The sequence below is a fragment of the Verticiella sediminum genome (assembly GCF_007558815.1).
GTDB classification, from domain to species: domain Bacteria; phylum Pseudomonadota; class Gammaproteobacteria; order Burkholderiales; family Burkholderiaceae_B; genus Verticiella; species Verticiella sediminum.
The window spans coordinates 25,118-40,404 of record NZ_VLTJ01000004.1; the positions used below are offsets into that span (position 1 = coordinate 25,118).

Annotated in this window: 10 protein-coding genes; 8 read left to right on the forward strand and 2 right to left on the reverse strand. The window is 64.1% G+C overall.

The annotated features are described in order from the left end of the window. Positions 1-78 precede the first annotated feature (78 nt). The gene (locus FOZ76_RS01920) at positions 79-1,101 is read right to left on the reverse strand and encodes an amino acid ABC transporter substrate-binding protein (protein ID WP_143946439.1); all 1,023 of its coding nucleotides are present in this window, start codon (positions 1,099-1,101) and stop codon (positions 79-81) included. Positions 1,102-1,402: 301 nt separating this feature from the next. Between FOZ76_RS01920 and FOZ76_RS01925 the strand changes: the two genes are divergently transcribed. Together FOZ76_RS01925 and FOZ76_RS01930 are read left to right on the forward strand one after the other, a co-directional pair. Further along, on the forward strand, positions 1,403-2,104 hold the full coding sequence (locus tag FOZ76_RS01925; protein ID WP_143946440.1) for a cell division ATP-binding protein FtsE: 702 nt from the start codon (positions 1,403-1,405) through the stop codon (positions 2,102-2,104). Beyond that, positions 2,101-3,006 carry a cell division protein FtsX gene (locus tag FOZ76_RS01930; protein ID WP_143946441.1) on the forward strand — a complete coding sequence of 302 codons (906 nt, stop codon included), beginning with the start codon at positions 2,101-2,103 and terminating at the stop codon, positions 3,004-3,006. Before FOZ76_RS01925 ends, FOZ76_RS01930 begins: the two co-directional genes overlap by 4 nt. 1,279 nt (positions 3,007-4,285) lie before the next feature. Here the strand turns inward: FOZ76_RS01930 and FOZ76_RS01935 are convergent. Then, complete coding sequence (locus FOZ76_RS01935; RefSeq protein WP_143946442.1) at positions 4,286-5,446, reverse strand: methionine aminotransferase; 1,161 nt, start codon at positions 5,444-5,446, stop codon at positions 4,286-4,288. A gap of 155 nt (positions 5,447-5,601) precedes the next feature. Between FOZ76_RS01935 and FOZ76_RS01940 the strand changes: the two genes are divergently transcribed. The 6 genes from FOZ76_RS01940 (at position 5,602) to FOZ76_RS01965 (ending at position 15,284) form a co-directional block, all read left to right on the forward strand. Continuing rightward, positions 5,602-5,808, forward strand: coding sequence for a cold shock domain-containing protein (locus tag FOZ76_RS01940; protein WP_143946443.1), 207 nt, complete (start codon positions 5,602-5,604; stop codon positions 5,806-5,808). A 114-nt stretch (positions 5,809-5,922) separates the two neighbouring features. Then, positions 5,923-6,678, forward strand: a complete 756-nt coding sequence (locus tag FOZ76_RS01945; protein WP_170235253.1) for a GntR family transcriptional regulator — start codon at positions 5,923-5,925, stop codon at positions 6,676-6,678. A 4,135-nt stretch (positions 6,679-10,813) separates the two neighbouring features. After that, entirely contained in the window at positions 10,814-12,739 is a 1,926-nt protein-coding gene (gene mnmG / locus FOZ76_RS01950) for a tRNA uridine-5-carboxymethylaminomethyl(34) synthesis enzyme MnmG (protein ID WP_143946445.1), read from the forward strand. After that, positions 12,739-13,410, forward strand: coding sequence for a 16S rRNA (guanine(527)-N(7))-methyltransferase RsmG (gene rsmG, locus FOZ76_RS01955; RefSeq protein WP_143946446.1), 672 nt, complete (start codon positions 12,739-12,741; stop codon positions 13,408-13,410). Before mnmG ends, rsmG begins: the two co-directional genes overlap by 1 nt. 54 nt (positions 13,411-13,464) lie before the next feature. Next, entirely contained in the window at positions 13,465-14,253 is a 789-nt protein-coding gene (locus FOZ76_RS01960; protein ID WP_143946447.1) for a ParA family protein, read from the forward strand. A 77-nt stretch (positions 14,254-14,330) separates the two neighbouring features. Continuing rightward, complete coding sequence (locus FOZ76_RS01965; RefSeq protein ID WP_143946448.1) at positions 14,331-15,284, forward strand: ParB/RepB/Spo0J family partition protein; 954 nt, start codon at positions 14,331-14,333, stop codon at positions 15,282-15,284. The last annotated feature ends 3 nt before the right edge of the window (positions 15,285-15,287 follow it).

Sequence of the window (15,287 nt, forward strand, 5' to 3'; positions counted from 1 at the left end):
GACCCGGGCCGGGCAGCGCGCCACGGCGTGCCGCCCGGCCGGCATGGCTGGCGGACAGCGCCGCCAGCCGTATCGCCCTTAGCGCACAGGCCAGGCGTACATCACACCGCCGTCCTTCCACTGCGCGTTCAGGCCGCGTTCGAGCTTCATGGCGCTGCCGCCGCCCAGGCTGCGTTCGAAGCTTTCACCGTAGTTGCCGACCTGCTTGATGATGTTGTACGCCCATTTGTCGTCCACGCCCAGGTTCTTGCCCATGCCCGGCGTCACCCCGAGGATGCGCTGCACGTTGGGATTGTCGCTCTTGAGCATTTCGTCGACGTTGCCCGAATCGATGCCGTACTCCTCGGCCTCGATCATGGCGTTGAGCGCCCAGCGCACCACGTTGAACCACTGTTCGTCACCCTGGCGCACCATGGGCCCCAGCGGCTCCTTGGAGAAATCCTCGGGCAGGATCACGTAGTCGTCCGGGTTGGCGAACTGGGTCGAGCGGGTCGAGGCCAACTGCGACTTGTCGGTGGTGAAAGCATCGCAACGGCCCGATTCGAAAGCGCGGACGATCTCGTCGTACTTCTCGATCACGACCGGCTTGAAATCGAGCTTGTTGCCGCGGAACCAGTCGGCCAGGTTGAGCTCGGTGGTGGTGCCCGGCTGCACGCAGACCGTGGCACCGTCCAGTTCCTTCGCGCTGGACACACCCAGCGTCTTGGCCACCATCACGCCCTGGCCGTCGTAGTAGTTCACGCCCACGCCGAGCAGGCCGAGCGTGGTGTCGCGAGTCAGCGTGACCGTGGTGTTGCGCGTGAGCACGTCGACCTCGCCGGACTGCAGGGCGGTGAAGCGCTGCTGGGTGTTCAGCGGGGTGGCGCGGAACTTGGTGGCGTCGCCGAACACGGCCGCTGCCACGGCCTTGCACAGGTCCACGTCCAGCCCGGACCATTCGCCCTTGCTGTCGGCAAAGGAGAAGCCCGGAATGCCCGTCGAGAACCCGCATTGGACATAGCCCTTCTTCTTCACGGCGTCGAACGTCGCGCCCGCCTGGGCGCCCACGGAAAACGAGAACAGGGCGGCGGCGAGGGCCAGCGGTTTCCAGAATTTCTTCATCGGTGAATCTCCTCTGCGGTCAAGACAACGAATTGCAACAAGCGCCCAACCATATTAGCGGCGGCACGTGGCTGCCCGACATCGGGTAATCCCCGACACGAGAGCGTGAGGTTTTGCAAATTTCGTGCCACGAAGTTACCTATACAGGCGCGCCGCCCCGGGTATTTACAGTCCAGTACATTTGCCACCGGCCTTTCGACCGGCCGCCGTGTCGCAGGCGGGCGACACGCATCAGAATGGGGCGCATGCGCCGGCGCGGCGCACGCTTGGGGCGTCGCCGCTGCTGTACTATTTCCGCCTCATGATCGAATTCAGCCACGTCTTCAAATCCTACGGCCGCGGGCTCAATGCACTGGCGGATGCCAGCTTCCAGGTCGACGCCGGGGAATTCGTCTATGTCTCAGGGCCTTCCGGCGCCGGCAAGTCGACCCTGCTCAAGCTGGTGGCCGGCCTGGTGCCGGCCAGCCGCGGGCGCATCCAGGTCAACGGGCAGGATCTGGGCAAGCTGACGGGCCGCGCACGGCCCTACCTGCGCCGTGCGGTCGGCGTGATCCTGCAAGATACCCACCTGCTCAACGATCGCAGCGCCTTCGAAAACGTCATGCTGCCGCTCATCGTGACCGGCCATGAACCCGCCCTGGCCCAGACGCGCGCCAGGGCTGCGATCGAAAAGGTCGGCCTGGCCGGCAAGGAGACGCGGCGCCCGGTCGAGCTGTCCGGCGGCGACCAGCAGCGCCTGGCCATCGCGCGCGCCATCGTCAACCGCCCCGCCCTGCTCATCGCCGACGAGCCGACCGCCAATCTGGACCACGCCAGCGCCAAACGGATCATCGAAGTGTTTCGTGATTTCAACCGGGTGGGCGTGACCATGCTCATCGCCACCCACGACCGCGCCCTGCTCGCCGAGCACACCCACCGCGTGCTCCACGTCGAGAACGGCCGCGTACGCAACGAACCCGGCCAGCTCGCCGCGCGTGCCCGCGAAGCCCGAGGACGCGCATGAACGCCTGGGTACGCCAACATCGCTACGCCCTCGGGGTGACGCTGCGCCGTCTGGCGGCGCAGCCCTTCTCGTCGCTTGCCAATATATTCGTGATCGCGCTCGCGCTGTCCATCCCTTTGCTCGGCGCGGCGATCCTGATTTCCGCCCAGCCGGTGGCGCGCGATATGTCCACCGGGCCGGAACTCACCGTTTTCATGCAGCCCGGCGCCCAGCCTTCCGCCGCCGAGGACGTGGCGCAGCGCATCGCCCGCGACCATGCGGCGGACGTAGCCGACGTGCGCGTGGTGCCGCGCGAGCGCGCCCTGGCCGAACTCAAGGCCGACACGGCCTGGGCCGAGGCCCTGGCCGCCCTGCCCGACAATCCCCTGCCCGATGCCGTCATCGTGTCGCTTGCCGGCGCCGATTTCGCCCAGCGCGCCGGCAAGCTCGCCGACGCCTGGCGCGAACTCCCGGGGGTGGACAAGGTTCAGCTCGACAGCGAATGGGTGCAGCGCCTGCAGGCCATCCTGCGCTTCGCCGGCATCGGCCTGTGGCTGCTCGCCGTCGGCGTGGCCATCGCAGTGCTCGCCACGGTCTTCAATACGGTGCGCATGCAGGCGCTGGCGCAGCGCGAGGAGATCACCGTCGCCCGGCTGGTCGGCGCTACCGAACGCTTCGTGCGCCGCCCCTTCCTCTACCTGGGCGCGGTCACCGTCGGCGTTGCCGGGCTTCTGGCGATCGCAGGCAGCGCGCTCGGCCTGGCCCTGCTCAACGACGCCGTACGCGAACTGGCGCGCAGCTACGGCAGCGACTTCGCGCTCCAACTGCCCGCCCTTCCCTGGCTGGCCGTCTTCGTGATCGGCGGCGCCCTGCTCGGCGCATTCTCCGCGCGCTGGTCGGTGACTCGCAACACGCGTTTCTGAGCGCGGCGAGGCGGCCGATGTAGGGGCCGCTACGCGCGTGCTTCCGGGCCGGCCCCTTCTCTTCTTGGCCCCTTCTTCTGGCTTCTTGCGGGCTTCTTTCGCCTTCCTGTCGCTTTTTGCAGGTCGCCCCCAGAGGTAACTGCCGGCCTCGCGGCGTAAATTCCTTCTCGGATTTGCATCTTGAGCCTCGGCGGGTTGCTGGCAGGTAACTCGTGGGCTCGCACAGCGTTCTTGTCGGCTTCTCGCGGTTCGTCATGATCCGTTGCGGGCCGCTAACTTGTCGGCTTCTTACGAGATCCTTCGGTCTTCGTACAGGCGCGCTCGCACTCTCGCGCTAGCAGCGGACTCTCCAGCGACATCCACGGACTCGCCCTCCTCGGCCGACAGCGGCTCAGGCGCCGAGAATTCATAAATGCGTCTCATTTATCCACATATTCACGTCGATAAACTTATCCACAGGCCTGTGCATACCTCCAGTGCGGTGCATGTGTGCAGAAGGTGTGGAGGCAAGTTGAACAACTCCGGCTTTTGTCGCGACGCGTCATCTTGTTCCAGGTTATCCCCGTCGCCGTCCCAGCAGTCATCCCGGTCGTTTGATGACGCAAGTCGCTGATATTAAAAAATTTTTTGACTTATCCCACTTTTCCACAGGCTCTTGTTACCTGTTGTCGTTGTGATAGAGAGCAATGATGAACAATACAAGGAGCCGTCGTTGCGAACGCCGGGCCAGCGACACCGCCATGCGTTCCGGTCTGCAGGGCATGCAAACCTGATCCGGGTTCGCGAACCTTCGCGGCAGCTCCGAACCCGGCGGCAGACCGGAATTTCTGCGGGCATGGCGCAAATCCGCTGTGGACAGACAGGGTGAGGGCACTTGTGCACAAGTTGTGCAGCGATTCTTGAAAACTCGGCGTTCAAGCACCTTCGGCAAAGTTGTGCGGTATCTATCCCCATGCCGTCCAGGCTGTGAGCAACTCGTGGAAAGCCTGCAAGCCTTTGATTTTTATGAAAATCAACAGGTTGTCCCCATATCCACAGCCTCTTGTCTTTTATTGCCGTTTTGTATGAGAAGAAAAAGAAAGAACACCCGAGTTCTGCAGTTCGAACCGAGCGCAGGCACGCCGCACCAGAACGGTGCAGGCAGGCCTGTGTGCAAGTGGATACGCTGGGGAAAACTTCGGTCGGCAACCGGAACCGCGCTATGCAGGGCCGGCCCGGAATTGCGAAGAAGGGAGGTCAGGGCGCCGAAGATAACGCCCCGGAAGGGGCCGCAGAGGCCTCAGAGCGCACGCAGGCGGCCGAACGCGTCGTCCAGGGTCTGGGTCTGCTTGGCGAAGCACAGACGGACGATACGGGGCTCTACGCGCTCGGGAACCACCATGAAGGCGCTGACGGGAATTGTGGTGACCCCGTGTTCGGTGGTCAGCCAGCGCACGAATTCCTGCTGCGGCAACTGCGACACGTCGCTGTAATCGGCCAGCATGAAGAAGGTTCCAGGGCAGGGCAGCGCGCGCAACCGGGTGGCGGCCAGGCCCTGGGCGAGGTGGTCCCGGCGCGCCTGGTAGAAGCCGGGCAGCTCGTCATGAACCGCCGGGTCGGCCACGAAGGCCGCAATCCCGTGCTGCATCGGCGTGGAGACGGAGAACACCATGAACTGGTGGATCTTGCGCAGTTCGGCGGTGAGTCGAGCCGGCGCGCAACACCAGCCGATCTTCCAGCCGGTGGCGTGCAGGGCCTTGCCGAACGACGAGATGACGAACGCACGCTCGGCCAGGGCAGGGCGGGTGGCCAGCGATCGATGCGGTTCGCCGTCGAACACCATGTGCTCGTAGACCTCGTCCGAGATCAGGGTGATCCGGCTGTCGGCGACCAGGCTTTCGAGCGCGTCCAGATCTTCCTCGAGCAGGATCGCGCCGGTCGGATTGTGCGGGAAGTTGATCATGATGGCCGCCGTTCGCGGTGTGATCGCGGCCCGCACGGCATCCCAGTCGGGGCGATACCGCGGATCTTCCAGGGTCGGCTTGCGCATCGCCACCGGAACCGCCACGGCGCCCGCGAGACGGATGCTGGGCAGGTAGGAGTCGTAGACGGGTTCGAGGACGATCACCTCGTCACCCGGCGCGGTGCAGGCGAACACGGCGCACATGAGCGCCTGCGTGGCTCCGCTGGTGATCGTGATGTGCGCGTCCGGATCGTAGCTGCGCCCATAGTGGGCCTGGTACTTGGCAGCGATGGCCTGCCGCAGCGCCGGCACGCCGGGCATGGGCGCGTACTGGTCGTGGCCGGCACGCATGGCGGCCTCGACGCGATCGATCAGGCCGGCGTCGGGCAGGAAGTCGGGAAAACCCTGGCCGAGATTGATGGCGCCATGCTCGATCGCGAGCTGGCTCATGATGGTGAAAATGGTAGTGCCCACGTCGGGCAGGCGGGAAGAGGACATGGTGGGATCGTGTTCAGGAGAGACGAAAGCCTTGGTGGATCGAGCGCGCGCTCGTCACCCACAAAGATACCGGATGCCCGCCGAGCCGCGGGCGTTTGCCGATCGCGTCCGGGCTCTGTATGCTCCGGGCACCCAAGACCCTCACCATTCCTGTCATGACCCAGCAAGGCACTGTCGCCTGGTTCAACGCCGACAAAGGCTTTGGCTTCATCACACCCGACTCGGGCGAGGCCGAGCTCTTCGCGCATCACACGGCCATCATGGGCCGCGGCTATCGCCTGCTGCAGGCCGGCCAGCGCGTGGAGTTCGAAATCAATGAGGGTCCAAAGGGGCCGCAAGCGGCGAATATCGTGGCGCTTTGATGCCGCAAGACCCGTCGTGGCGGGGGTGTGGGGCGATGGTTGTGAGCGCTTGAGGTTTTCCGTTTGCGCGCGATCGGGCAAAATGTCGGGTTTTTGACGAACTCCAATAATCCCGTGGCCAATCGAAGCAAGCCCCATTACGCCGTCGTAGCCGACACGCTCATCCGTGACATCGCCAAAGCGACCTATCCCGTTGGCAGTCTTCTGCCTCCGGAACTCGAACTTGCCGACACCTTCGGCGTATCGCGCAACACCATGCGATCCGCCATGCGGGTGCTGGTCGACATGGGACTCGTTTCCCGTCGCGCCGGGCTGGGCACCGTTGTACAGGTGCGTCATGCCACGCCCAACTTCGTACAGACGGTCGAAAGCCTGGACCAGTTGTTTCCCGACCTGAAGAGCACCGAACTCAACGTGCTCGGCGCGACCGAGGTCGTCGCCGATACGGATCTTGCTCGCGTGCTCGCGTGCGCGCCGGGCGAGTCCTGGCTGGCCATCGAGGGCCTGCGGCGCGTCAAGCGCGGCCGCGCCGCGGTTTCGCACAGCGTCGTCTACGTATCGCCAGCGCTCAAGGACCTCGCCAAGACCCTCGACAAGCGCCGTGATCCCGCTTTCCAGCAGCTCGAGAAAGCGAGCGGCAGGACAGTGGCGGAAGTCGTGCAGCAGTCGGATGCCGCGGCCATGCCCGCAGCCATCGCCAAGCTGCTGGACGTGCCGGCCGGCTCGCCGGCGCTGCGCACCGTACGCCGCTATGCCAGCGAGGACGGCCGTATCCTGATGGTGACCGACACCCATTCCGCGCCCGGCCGCGAGGGCTATACCGTACGCCTTCGCGCCTCCTGGAGAGGGGCCGAGACCGTCGAGACCTGAGGCGATTCATGCCGGTATGTCCGGTATTCGTGGATGGTGAAAGGCTGCCCCAGGGCAGCCTTTTTTATTGAGTTTTATTTTTGATGGGCCATTTGTATTTGGTGGGTCAAATGATATTAACGGTTGTCTTTTGATGCTTTTATTGAGATTTGTTGGTCTATTTTTATGTCTTGTTCTTAGGGTTGGTTTGATGGATGTTGGTTAATGTCCCTATGATCTGTCATTGTGTCCGGGTGCGTGTTCGGTGGTGGCTTGCGACGCTGGGTGGCAAGAGACGGTGAAATGGGGCGGTGAAATGGGGCGGTGAAATGGGGCGGTGAAATGGGGCGGTGAAATGGGGCGGTGAAATGGGGCGGTGAAATGGGGCGGTGAAATGGGGCGGTGAAATGGGGCGGTGCGTAACTGAATGAAACTTTTCGGATTGGGCTAGGATCCGGCCGCGTGTGCCGCCCGGAGATGCGATTGCGCGTCGCAAGCTCGTTCAGTCGGGGGAGTTCCGTTGCTCTGTGCGCCATGCAGACGTCTATGCCTCGGACGCGCTGAAACGCGTCAGAACGCCGCTGGAGGCGTTTTCGTACGTGGCCGCTACTCGGACCTCAACGTACGCTCGAACGCCGCTTGTACGGGTTCTGAGGGCCTCGTGAGGCGCTGTCCCTGCGGTGTGGTGTGCCGCATGGCGCACAGGCGTTTTCTACGCTTAGCCGTCCCCTTCCGTCGTCTTTCCCGTCAAACGCCGCTTGGAGAGCCTCTGAAGCCTTGCTGGCGGTATTGCCATACCACGCTGCCTTGCCTGGCACGAGAAACATCGGCCCGGCCGTCGCCTTGAAATTTAAACCGGGTGAAATTTAAAAACAATAGGTAGGACTGGTTGCTAGGGATGTCCGGCCGACGTGGCCAGCCTCACGGTTCGCGAAACGAGGTCGCACCGTACGCGCTGCTGGGGTACAGGACGGCGGTTGGGCAAGGCAGCGCGCAAGCGTATGCAGGGCGTCGATGCGGCTGTTCCCAACGCGTGCTTCAGCCGCACGCGATCACGGGTTTTTTCGGGCTCGGCCTCTGGCCGCGGCTTTCGGGATGATCCACGCTGTTCGCCTGCAAACTGTGCCTGCCGGCACTGGTCGGCTGGCTATGTCCGTCTTGCATGTTCGCTGCCAGCTTCCGGCCCGAGCATAGCGGCCGATGGCTTGTTGCTGCAGCACGGATATGAGGCGAGGCAACCTACCCGTCCGGATGCCGGCCGCAGGGCAGATGACGGGAGGTCTGATGAGGGTAGAAGGCTGCGAACGGCTGATACGGTGGAATGGGAGCGTCGGTGGTGGCGTAGATCTCACCCGGGAACTCGGCTCTCCGCGCCGCATGACGCATGTTTCGCTTTGGGGGATGAGAGACCCATCTGGGATGCCTGCCGAGCCCGTCAGGGGAGCGCGTACGACGGACAGCCACGGGCCGATACTGGTCGTGCAGACCCGTTGGCGCAGGCAGGCATGTCGACGCGAGCGCTGCCGTCGCCGAGCGTAATCCAGGAATTGCGATATCGACGTTCACTCGATCTGGACGAACCAATCGACGACGTTGAACGGACGGGGCTGGCGGATGTAGAGGGTGAGATCGTCGTAACTTATCTCGAGGCGGGGGCGGGGGAAGAGGCGGGGAACGAGGACGGGGACTGAGAATCAGGCTTGCATAGCACGGGCAGTCCAATCATTCTGCAGCCGAGCTTGCGGCCCGCGGGCCGCATGGGTTGTGGGTTGACTGGCGGCAGAAGCAGCTTGCACGCGTTGCACGGGTTGCCGAAGCGCCTGTTTCACGTGAAACACTTATGGTGGTGACCGAAACGAAACACCGGGACAAATTTCATTTTGCCTATGTCGGTGCTACGTGGGAAACGCTGTGTGAAGTGGATTGTGCGCAGGGGCTCCGGCAAAGTTCTGAGGGATGTTTCACGTGGAACATGTGTAGCAACTAGGGTGGTTATGCCCATGACTGGCGAGACATTAATGAGTGCTTCCAGCTTCATATGCGCTTCCAATTTCGCCGGGCAGAGCCAGCATACGGTCGCGTTGGTGCCGCCGGGTCAGCGAGCCAAGCGGTTGGTGATGAAGCACCGACTCAACGGCAAGAAATGGGCACTCGTGCTGTCAACGTCAGGGCACTTGGGCTGAGCCTGCATCGTGGTGTCGATGGTCCAGCCCGCTGGGTACGCCGCATTCGCGACGATAGTCCGGCAGCATGCTGAGCGGCCGAACCGGAACCAAGCACGCGGCGTCCCTTGAACGCCCATCGTGCGAGGAACGCTCGTACGCATTGGTCGACGCCTATCACCCATGGCGCGCCAGGCGCCGATAGCAGCCGCCCTACGAATGGGTTCCAGATATGCCGCCCGCCGCCGCGCTCATCAGGGTGTGAGTGCATTCCAGATGGTTCTTGCGTGTCACGAACATCCTCAATGCAGGGAATGTTGCTGAGTTTCAAGCCGGCCTCTGCGCTAAGCCCCGCTGAAAAATGCCCGAATCCGGCAAGCACAGGTGGCTGGAGTCCTGAGCCTGCTCCGCTTGGTGGTGCTCGACGTACGCGTCTCAATGCGTAGCGTTATTTGAAGGGTGTCGTGACCGAGGCACGGCCCAGGGGATCTATCAGGAGGCGTATCGCGGCACAGCGCTGGAGTGATGAAGGGGGGATGGCTGTGGAGGAGCCGGGGAAGGACGAGGGGAGGGCGGGCTAGGGAGCCAAGACCCGTGCGAGCCCAAACGCGCATATGCGAGTAGAGCCATCGCAAGCTGGCGAGTCCCTGAAGTCCAGACCCGCAGCGTACTCGTCGTGTCTTCCGGTGGAATGACGTCGGCTTCAGCACGTTGTTTCACGTGAAACAACGGCTATGTACCGTACTCAAATCCCATGATGGAAGGGAGCGTCCTTTGACGAACGGTACCGTCGGCTGGCTGGCGAGGCCGGTACGAACGTGGGGGGAGGGGCTGGCAGTGCCTTCTGGGCATATATGGGCGGAAGCGGGAGCAGAGCGTACAAATTATCAAGCCGAACCTACGCTGCCTCATTACGAGGCCCTGAGCATCTGCTCGCGCACGGGCGGTACCAGGGCGATCATGAGACTCATTACTCCAAGGCTCACACCTCACGCCGAAGGCTGCGGGGCAAGAGAAATGGAAGGAACGGGACAGCGAGAAGCCCGGGATAGGGTAGACAGTAAAGAGAGCGTAGAGGGACGGCAGACGCGGGAGCAGTCGTTGGGCCCAAACTGTTTCACGTGAAACAGCGACGCCTCTCATCTCCTGTTCCACGTGAAACAGAGCGACCAAGGATTGCCGATCTGATTTAAGCGATATTGGCCCTCGATACGGAGGTCAGATAACAGGGCTTTATTCGTATCCCAGGCCACCTACGCGAACGCGTTACCTGCGGCGATTTTTATGCGTCGGTTCGTATTCTCCAAGCACCTCAGGTAGCGTGCCAGAACCCGGCCTCTCCTTCTTTTCTTACATCGACTGGAAGCGCCATGAAACATGGCGGGCGAGACCGCTGCGACGGCGCCTTCACCAGGAACTCCATCGCTTTGCTCCCATTTCTCCATATTCTACCTGGGCGGTACAACGCGAACGGCGCTAATGCGTTGATGCTTCACCGTCAGTCCATAAACGCGACGACGGATCCGGCCTGCGACGCAGAGGGGCCTGGCTCGGGATCTGGTGGCCCAAATCGACCGTCGCACCCTGCCGTGGCCGCCTCGCGCCGGACGCCGCAGCATGCAGCGGCGGTGAGCCGCGAGACGATCCATGAGAGCCCTCATGGTCCTGCCTCGGCCGCCAAAGGACGGGACGGCAACACTACCCACTTTCCCAGCCGCTGCGCCCGCGCCCGACCCCCGAAGATCCGCCGACTCGGCGGCCGTCATCGACCTTGCAGCCGATACAGCCATTCCCAACACCGATCGCCGCACTTCCTGACCGCCAATGGCGTAAAATAGTGTCCCTACGAAATCGCGGAAGCCGGTGTCTTCGGCTCCTCCCTCTGGCGGGCACCGCAGCCCGCGGGCGCGGCCTGCATGGTTGGCGCCGACTCGATCTTCGCGCGTGTTTCACGTGAAACAAACGTAGATCGCGTGTTTACCAGGCCATCCATCATGGAATATCCCAAGCAATTCGATGTCATCGTCGTTGGCGGCGGGCATGCGGGCACCGAAGCCGCACTTGCCGCCGCGCGCTCGGGCAGCCAGACGCTGCTGCTCACTCATAACATCGAGACCTTGGGTCAGATGTCGTGCAACCCGTCTATCGGGGGCATCGGCAAGGGTCATCTGGTCAAGGAAGTCGATGCCCTGGGCGGTGCCATGGCACTGGCGACGGACGAGGCCGGCATACAGTTCCGCATCCTCAATAGTTCAAAAGGCCCCGCCGTTCGCGCCACGCGCGCCCAGGCGGATCGCGTGCTGTACCGGCAGGCCATACGCACTCGCCTGGAGAACCAGGCCAACCTGTGGTTGTTCCAGCAGGCTGTGGACGACTTGATCCTGGAAGGCGATCGCGTGGTCGGCGCCATCACCCAGCTTGGATTGCGGTTCCGGGCCAAGGCCGTGGTCCTGACGGCCGGGACTTTCCTGAATGGTCTGATCCACGTCGGTCTGTCGAATTATTCCGCGGGCCGGGCGGGAGACCCTCCTGCCGCCACGCTGGGCCAACGCCTGCGCGAGCTGGAGCTGCCGCAAGGCCGGCTCAAGACAGGGACGCCGCCGCGCATCGATGGCCGTACGATCGATTACACGCGTACCGAAGTGCAGCCGGGGGATCTGGACCCGGTACCGGTGTTTTCGTATATCGGTAACGCCGGCATGCACCCGCGGCAGGTGCCGTGCTGGGTGACCCACACCAACGAGCGCACGCATGAGATCATTCGCGGCGGTCTTGACCGTTCTCCGATGTACACCGGGGTGATCGAAGGGGTGGGGCCGCGCTACTGTCCGTCGATCGAAGACAAGATCCATCGGTTCGCCGACAAGTCCTCGCACCAGATCTTCCTGGAGCCCGAAGGGCTGACCACGAACGAGATCTATCCCAACGGCGTTTCGACCAGCCTGCCGTTCGATGTCCAGCTCGAACTCATCCATTCCCTGCCCGGGCTGGAGAGCGCACACATCCTGCGCCCAGGCTATGCCATCGAATACGACTACTTCGATCCGCGCGGCCTGAAGGCATCGTTCGAGACGCGGGCGATCCAGGGGCTGTTCTTCGCCGGGCAGATCAACGGCACCACGGGCTACGAAGAGGCCGCGGCGCAGGGCCTGCTGGCTGGCACCAATGCTTCCCGGCATGCGCAAGGGCTCGATGCGTGGGTGCCGCGCCGCGACGAAGCCTATCTGGGCGTGCTCGCCGACGATCTCGTCACACGCGGTGTCTCGGAGCCCTATCGCATGTTCACCTCCCGTGCGGAATACCGGCTCAGTCTGCGCGAGGACAACGCCGACATGCGGCTCACCGAGATCGGCCGGCATCTGGGGCTGATCGACGATGCTCGCTGGGACGCTTTCAATCGCAAGCGCGATGCCGTGGCGGCCGAGATCGAGCGGCTCAAGTCCACCTGGGTCAATCCGCGCATCTTTCCGGCCGACCAGGCCGAGCGCCTGCTGGGCAAGCCGATCGAGCGCGAATATTCGCTGGCCGACCTGCTGCGTCGTCCAGGCGTGGACTACGGTGCGCTGATGCTGGCCGAGAACGCCGACGGCGGGCTGCTCGCGGGGCCGGGCGTGGCGCAGGAAGAGGTGGCCGAGCAGGTCGAGATCCAGGTCAAGTATGCCGGCTATATCGATCGCCAGCGCGAGGAGGTGCAGAAGGTGAGCACTTACGAAAACCAGCGCATTCCCGAGGACCTGGACTACGATGCGGTGCCCAGTCTGTCGTTCGAGGTCCGCCAGAAGCTCAAGGCCCAGCGCCCCGAGACCATAGGCCAGGCGTCGCGCATCTCTGGCGTCACGCCGGCCGCTGTGTCCCTGCTCTTGATCCACATGAAACGCATGCACTATGGCAAGCGTACCGCGGGGGCGAGCGCGTCGTGATGGATGAGCAGGAACGCACGCGCGTCGGCGCGCGGCTGCTGGAGGATGCGCAGGGCCTGGGGCTGTCGCTGGATCGGCGCCAGACCGATGCGCTCGTCGAGTACCTGGCCCAGCTCTCCCGCTGGAATCGCACCTACAACCTGACCGCGATTCGCGAGGTCGAGGCGATGCGGGTGCAGCACATCCTGGATTGCCTGGCCATCGTGCCCCTGCTGCGCCAGTTGCTGCCGGCTCAGGCCACGCTGCTCGACGTAGGCTCGGGCGGCGGCCTGCCGGGCGTGGTGCTGGCCGTGATGGAGCCGGGCTGGGTGGTCACTTGCGTGGACGCGGTCGAGAAGAAGATGGCGTTCGTGCGCCAGGTCAGCGGCGTATTGCGCCTGCCCAACCTGAAAGCACAGCACGCGCGCGTCGAGACCCTGGCGATCGAACCCGTGGACGTGGTGATCTCGCGCGCGTTCGCTTCCCTGGACGATTTCGCTGCACTCGCCGGTCGCCACGTGCGCGAAGATGGTACCCTCGCTGCCATGAAGGGGCGCGAGCCGGGCGACGAAATCACCGCGCTGCTCGCACACGGCGAATGGCGCGTGGCCGCTATCCACCCCCTGCTGGTTCCCGGCCTCGATGCGCAGCGCTGCCTGCTGCTGATGGAACGCACACACGCCGGCGCCTAGGCCGCCGCTTTTCGCTTCGACAAACCTACAACACGCTTCCCGGATTCCTGTCACATGGCCGCCTCCCGTCCCTCCGCCCGGATTTTCTGCATAGCCAATCAAAAGGGCGGGGTCGGCAAGACGACCACGGCGGTCAACTTGGCGGCCGCGCTTGCCCTGCACAAGCGCAAGGTCCTGCTGGTGGACCTGGACCCCCAGGGCAATGCCACCATGGGCAGCGGGGTGGAGAAGCGTTCGCTCGAGAACACGGTGTACGAGGTGCTGATCGGCGAGGCGCCGATCGATTCGGTGATCGTCCGGAGCGAAGCCGGCTACGACGTGCTGCCGGCCAACCGGGAGTTGTCCGGCGCCGAGGTGGATCTGGTCCAGATGCAGCAGCGCGAGTCGCAGTTGAAGCAGGCGCTGGCCCAGGTCGCGGACAAGTACGACTTCATCCTCGTCGATTGCCCGCCGACACTGTCGATGCTCACGCTCAACGGCCTGACCGCGGCCCACGGCGTGATCATTCCCATGCAATGCGAGTATTTCGCGCTCGAAGGGCTGTCGGACCTGGTCAACACGATCAAGCGGGTCTATGCCAACATCAATCCGGAACTGCGCATCATCGGCCTCCTGCGCGTCATGTTCGATCCGCGCGTCACGCTGCAGCAGCAGGTCTCCGCGCAACTGGTCGAGCACTTCGGCGACAAGGTGTTCAAGGCCGTGATCCCGCGCAATGTCCGCCTGGCCGAGGCGCCCAGCCATGGCGTGCCTGGCGTGCTGTACGACAAGGCTTCGCGCGGCGCCAAGGCCTATCTGTCGTTCGGCACCGAGATGATCGCGCGGGTGCGCCGCTGGAGCTGAACCGCGCGACGGTTCGCCGGCCGGGCCGCCGGGTGTGCGGTTCGCTTTGTTAACGGATAACCTTCAGGACCTACGCAATGGTTGCCAAGAAATCCAAAGGACTGGGACGCGGCTTGGATGCGCTCCTGGGCGGCGACGGCCCGGCATTGGGCGTGCTGGACAAGCCGCGCGCCGCGCGCAAGACCGCGCGCCCAGCGCAGGCGGCTCCGGCCAGCGAAGCGCCTCCCGCAACCCTGCCGATCGGCCAGCTCGAAGCGGGCAAATACCAGCCACGCACGCGGATGGACGAGGGCGCGCTGCAGGAACTCGCGGACTCGATCCGGGCCCAGGGCATCATGCAGCCCATCCTCGTGCGTCCGATCGCCACAGGCAAGGGCGCGCCGCGCTACGAGATCATTGCCGGTGAACGCCGTTTCCGTGCCGCCAGGCTGGCGGGCCTTGCCGAAGTACCCGTGCTGGTGCGCGAAGTGCCCGACGAGCATGCCGCCGTCATGGCGCTCATCGAGAACATCCAGCGCGAAGACCTGAATCCGCTCGAGGAGGCGCACGGTGTGCAACGACTGCTCGATGAATTCGGCCTCACGCACGAGCAGGCGGCGCAGGCGATCGGCCGCTCGCGTTCGGCCACCAGCAACCTGCTGCGCCTGCTGAACCTGGCCCAGCCGGTGCAGACCATGCTGCTGGCGGGCGATATCGACATGGGCCACGCGCGCGCCCTGCTGGCGGTGGACGCGGCGATGCAGATCCAGCTCGCCAACGTCGTGGTGGCCAAGCGCCTGTCCGTGCGCGAGACCGAGAAGCTCGTGGCCGCGGCACAGAAGGAGCAGGGATCCAAGCCTCGCAAGGCCGGCACGCCAAGCGGAGACGTGGCTCGTCTCGAAGAGGCGTTGTCCGACCTGCTCGGCACCAAGGTGAGTTTCAAGATCGGGGCCAAGGAGCGCGGGCAGATCGTCATCGACTTTCACGGCTGGGACCATCTCTCGTCCTTGCTCGAGCGCCAGGGGCTGGGCGCCGTGCTGGAGAACAACTGAAGG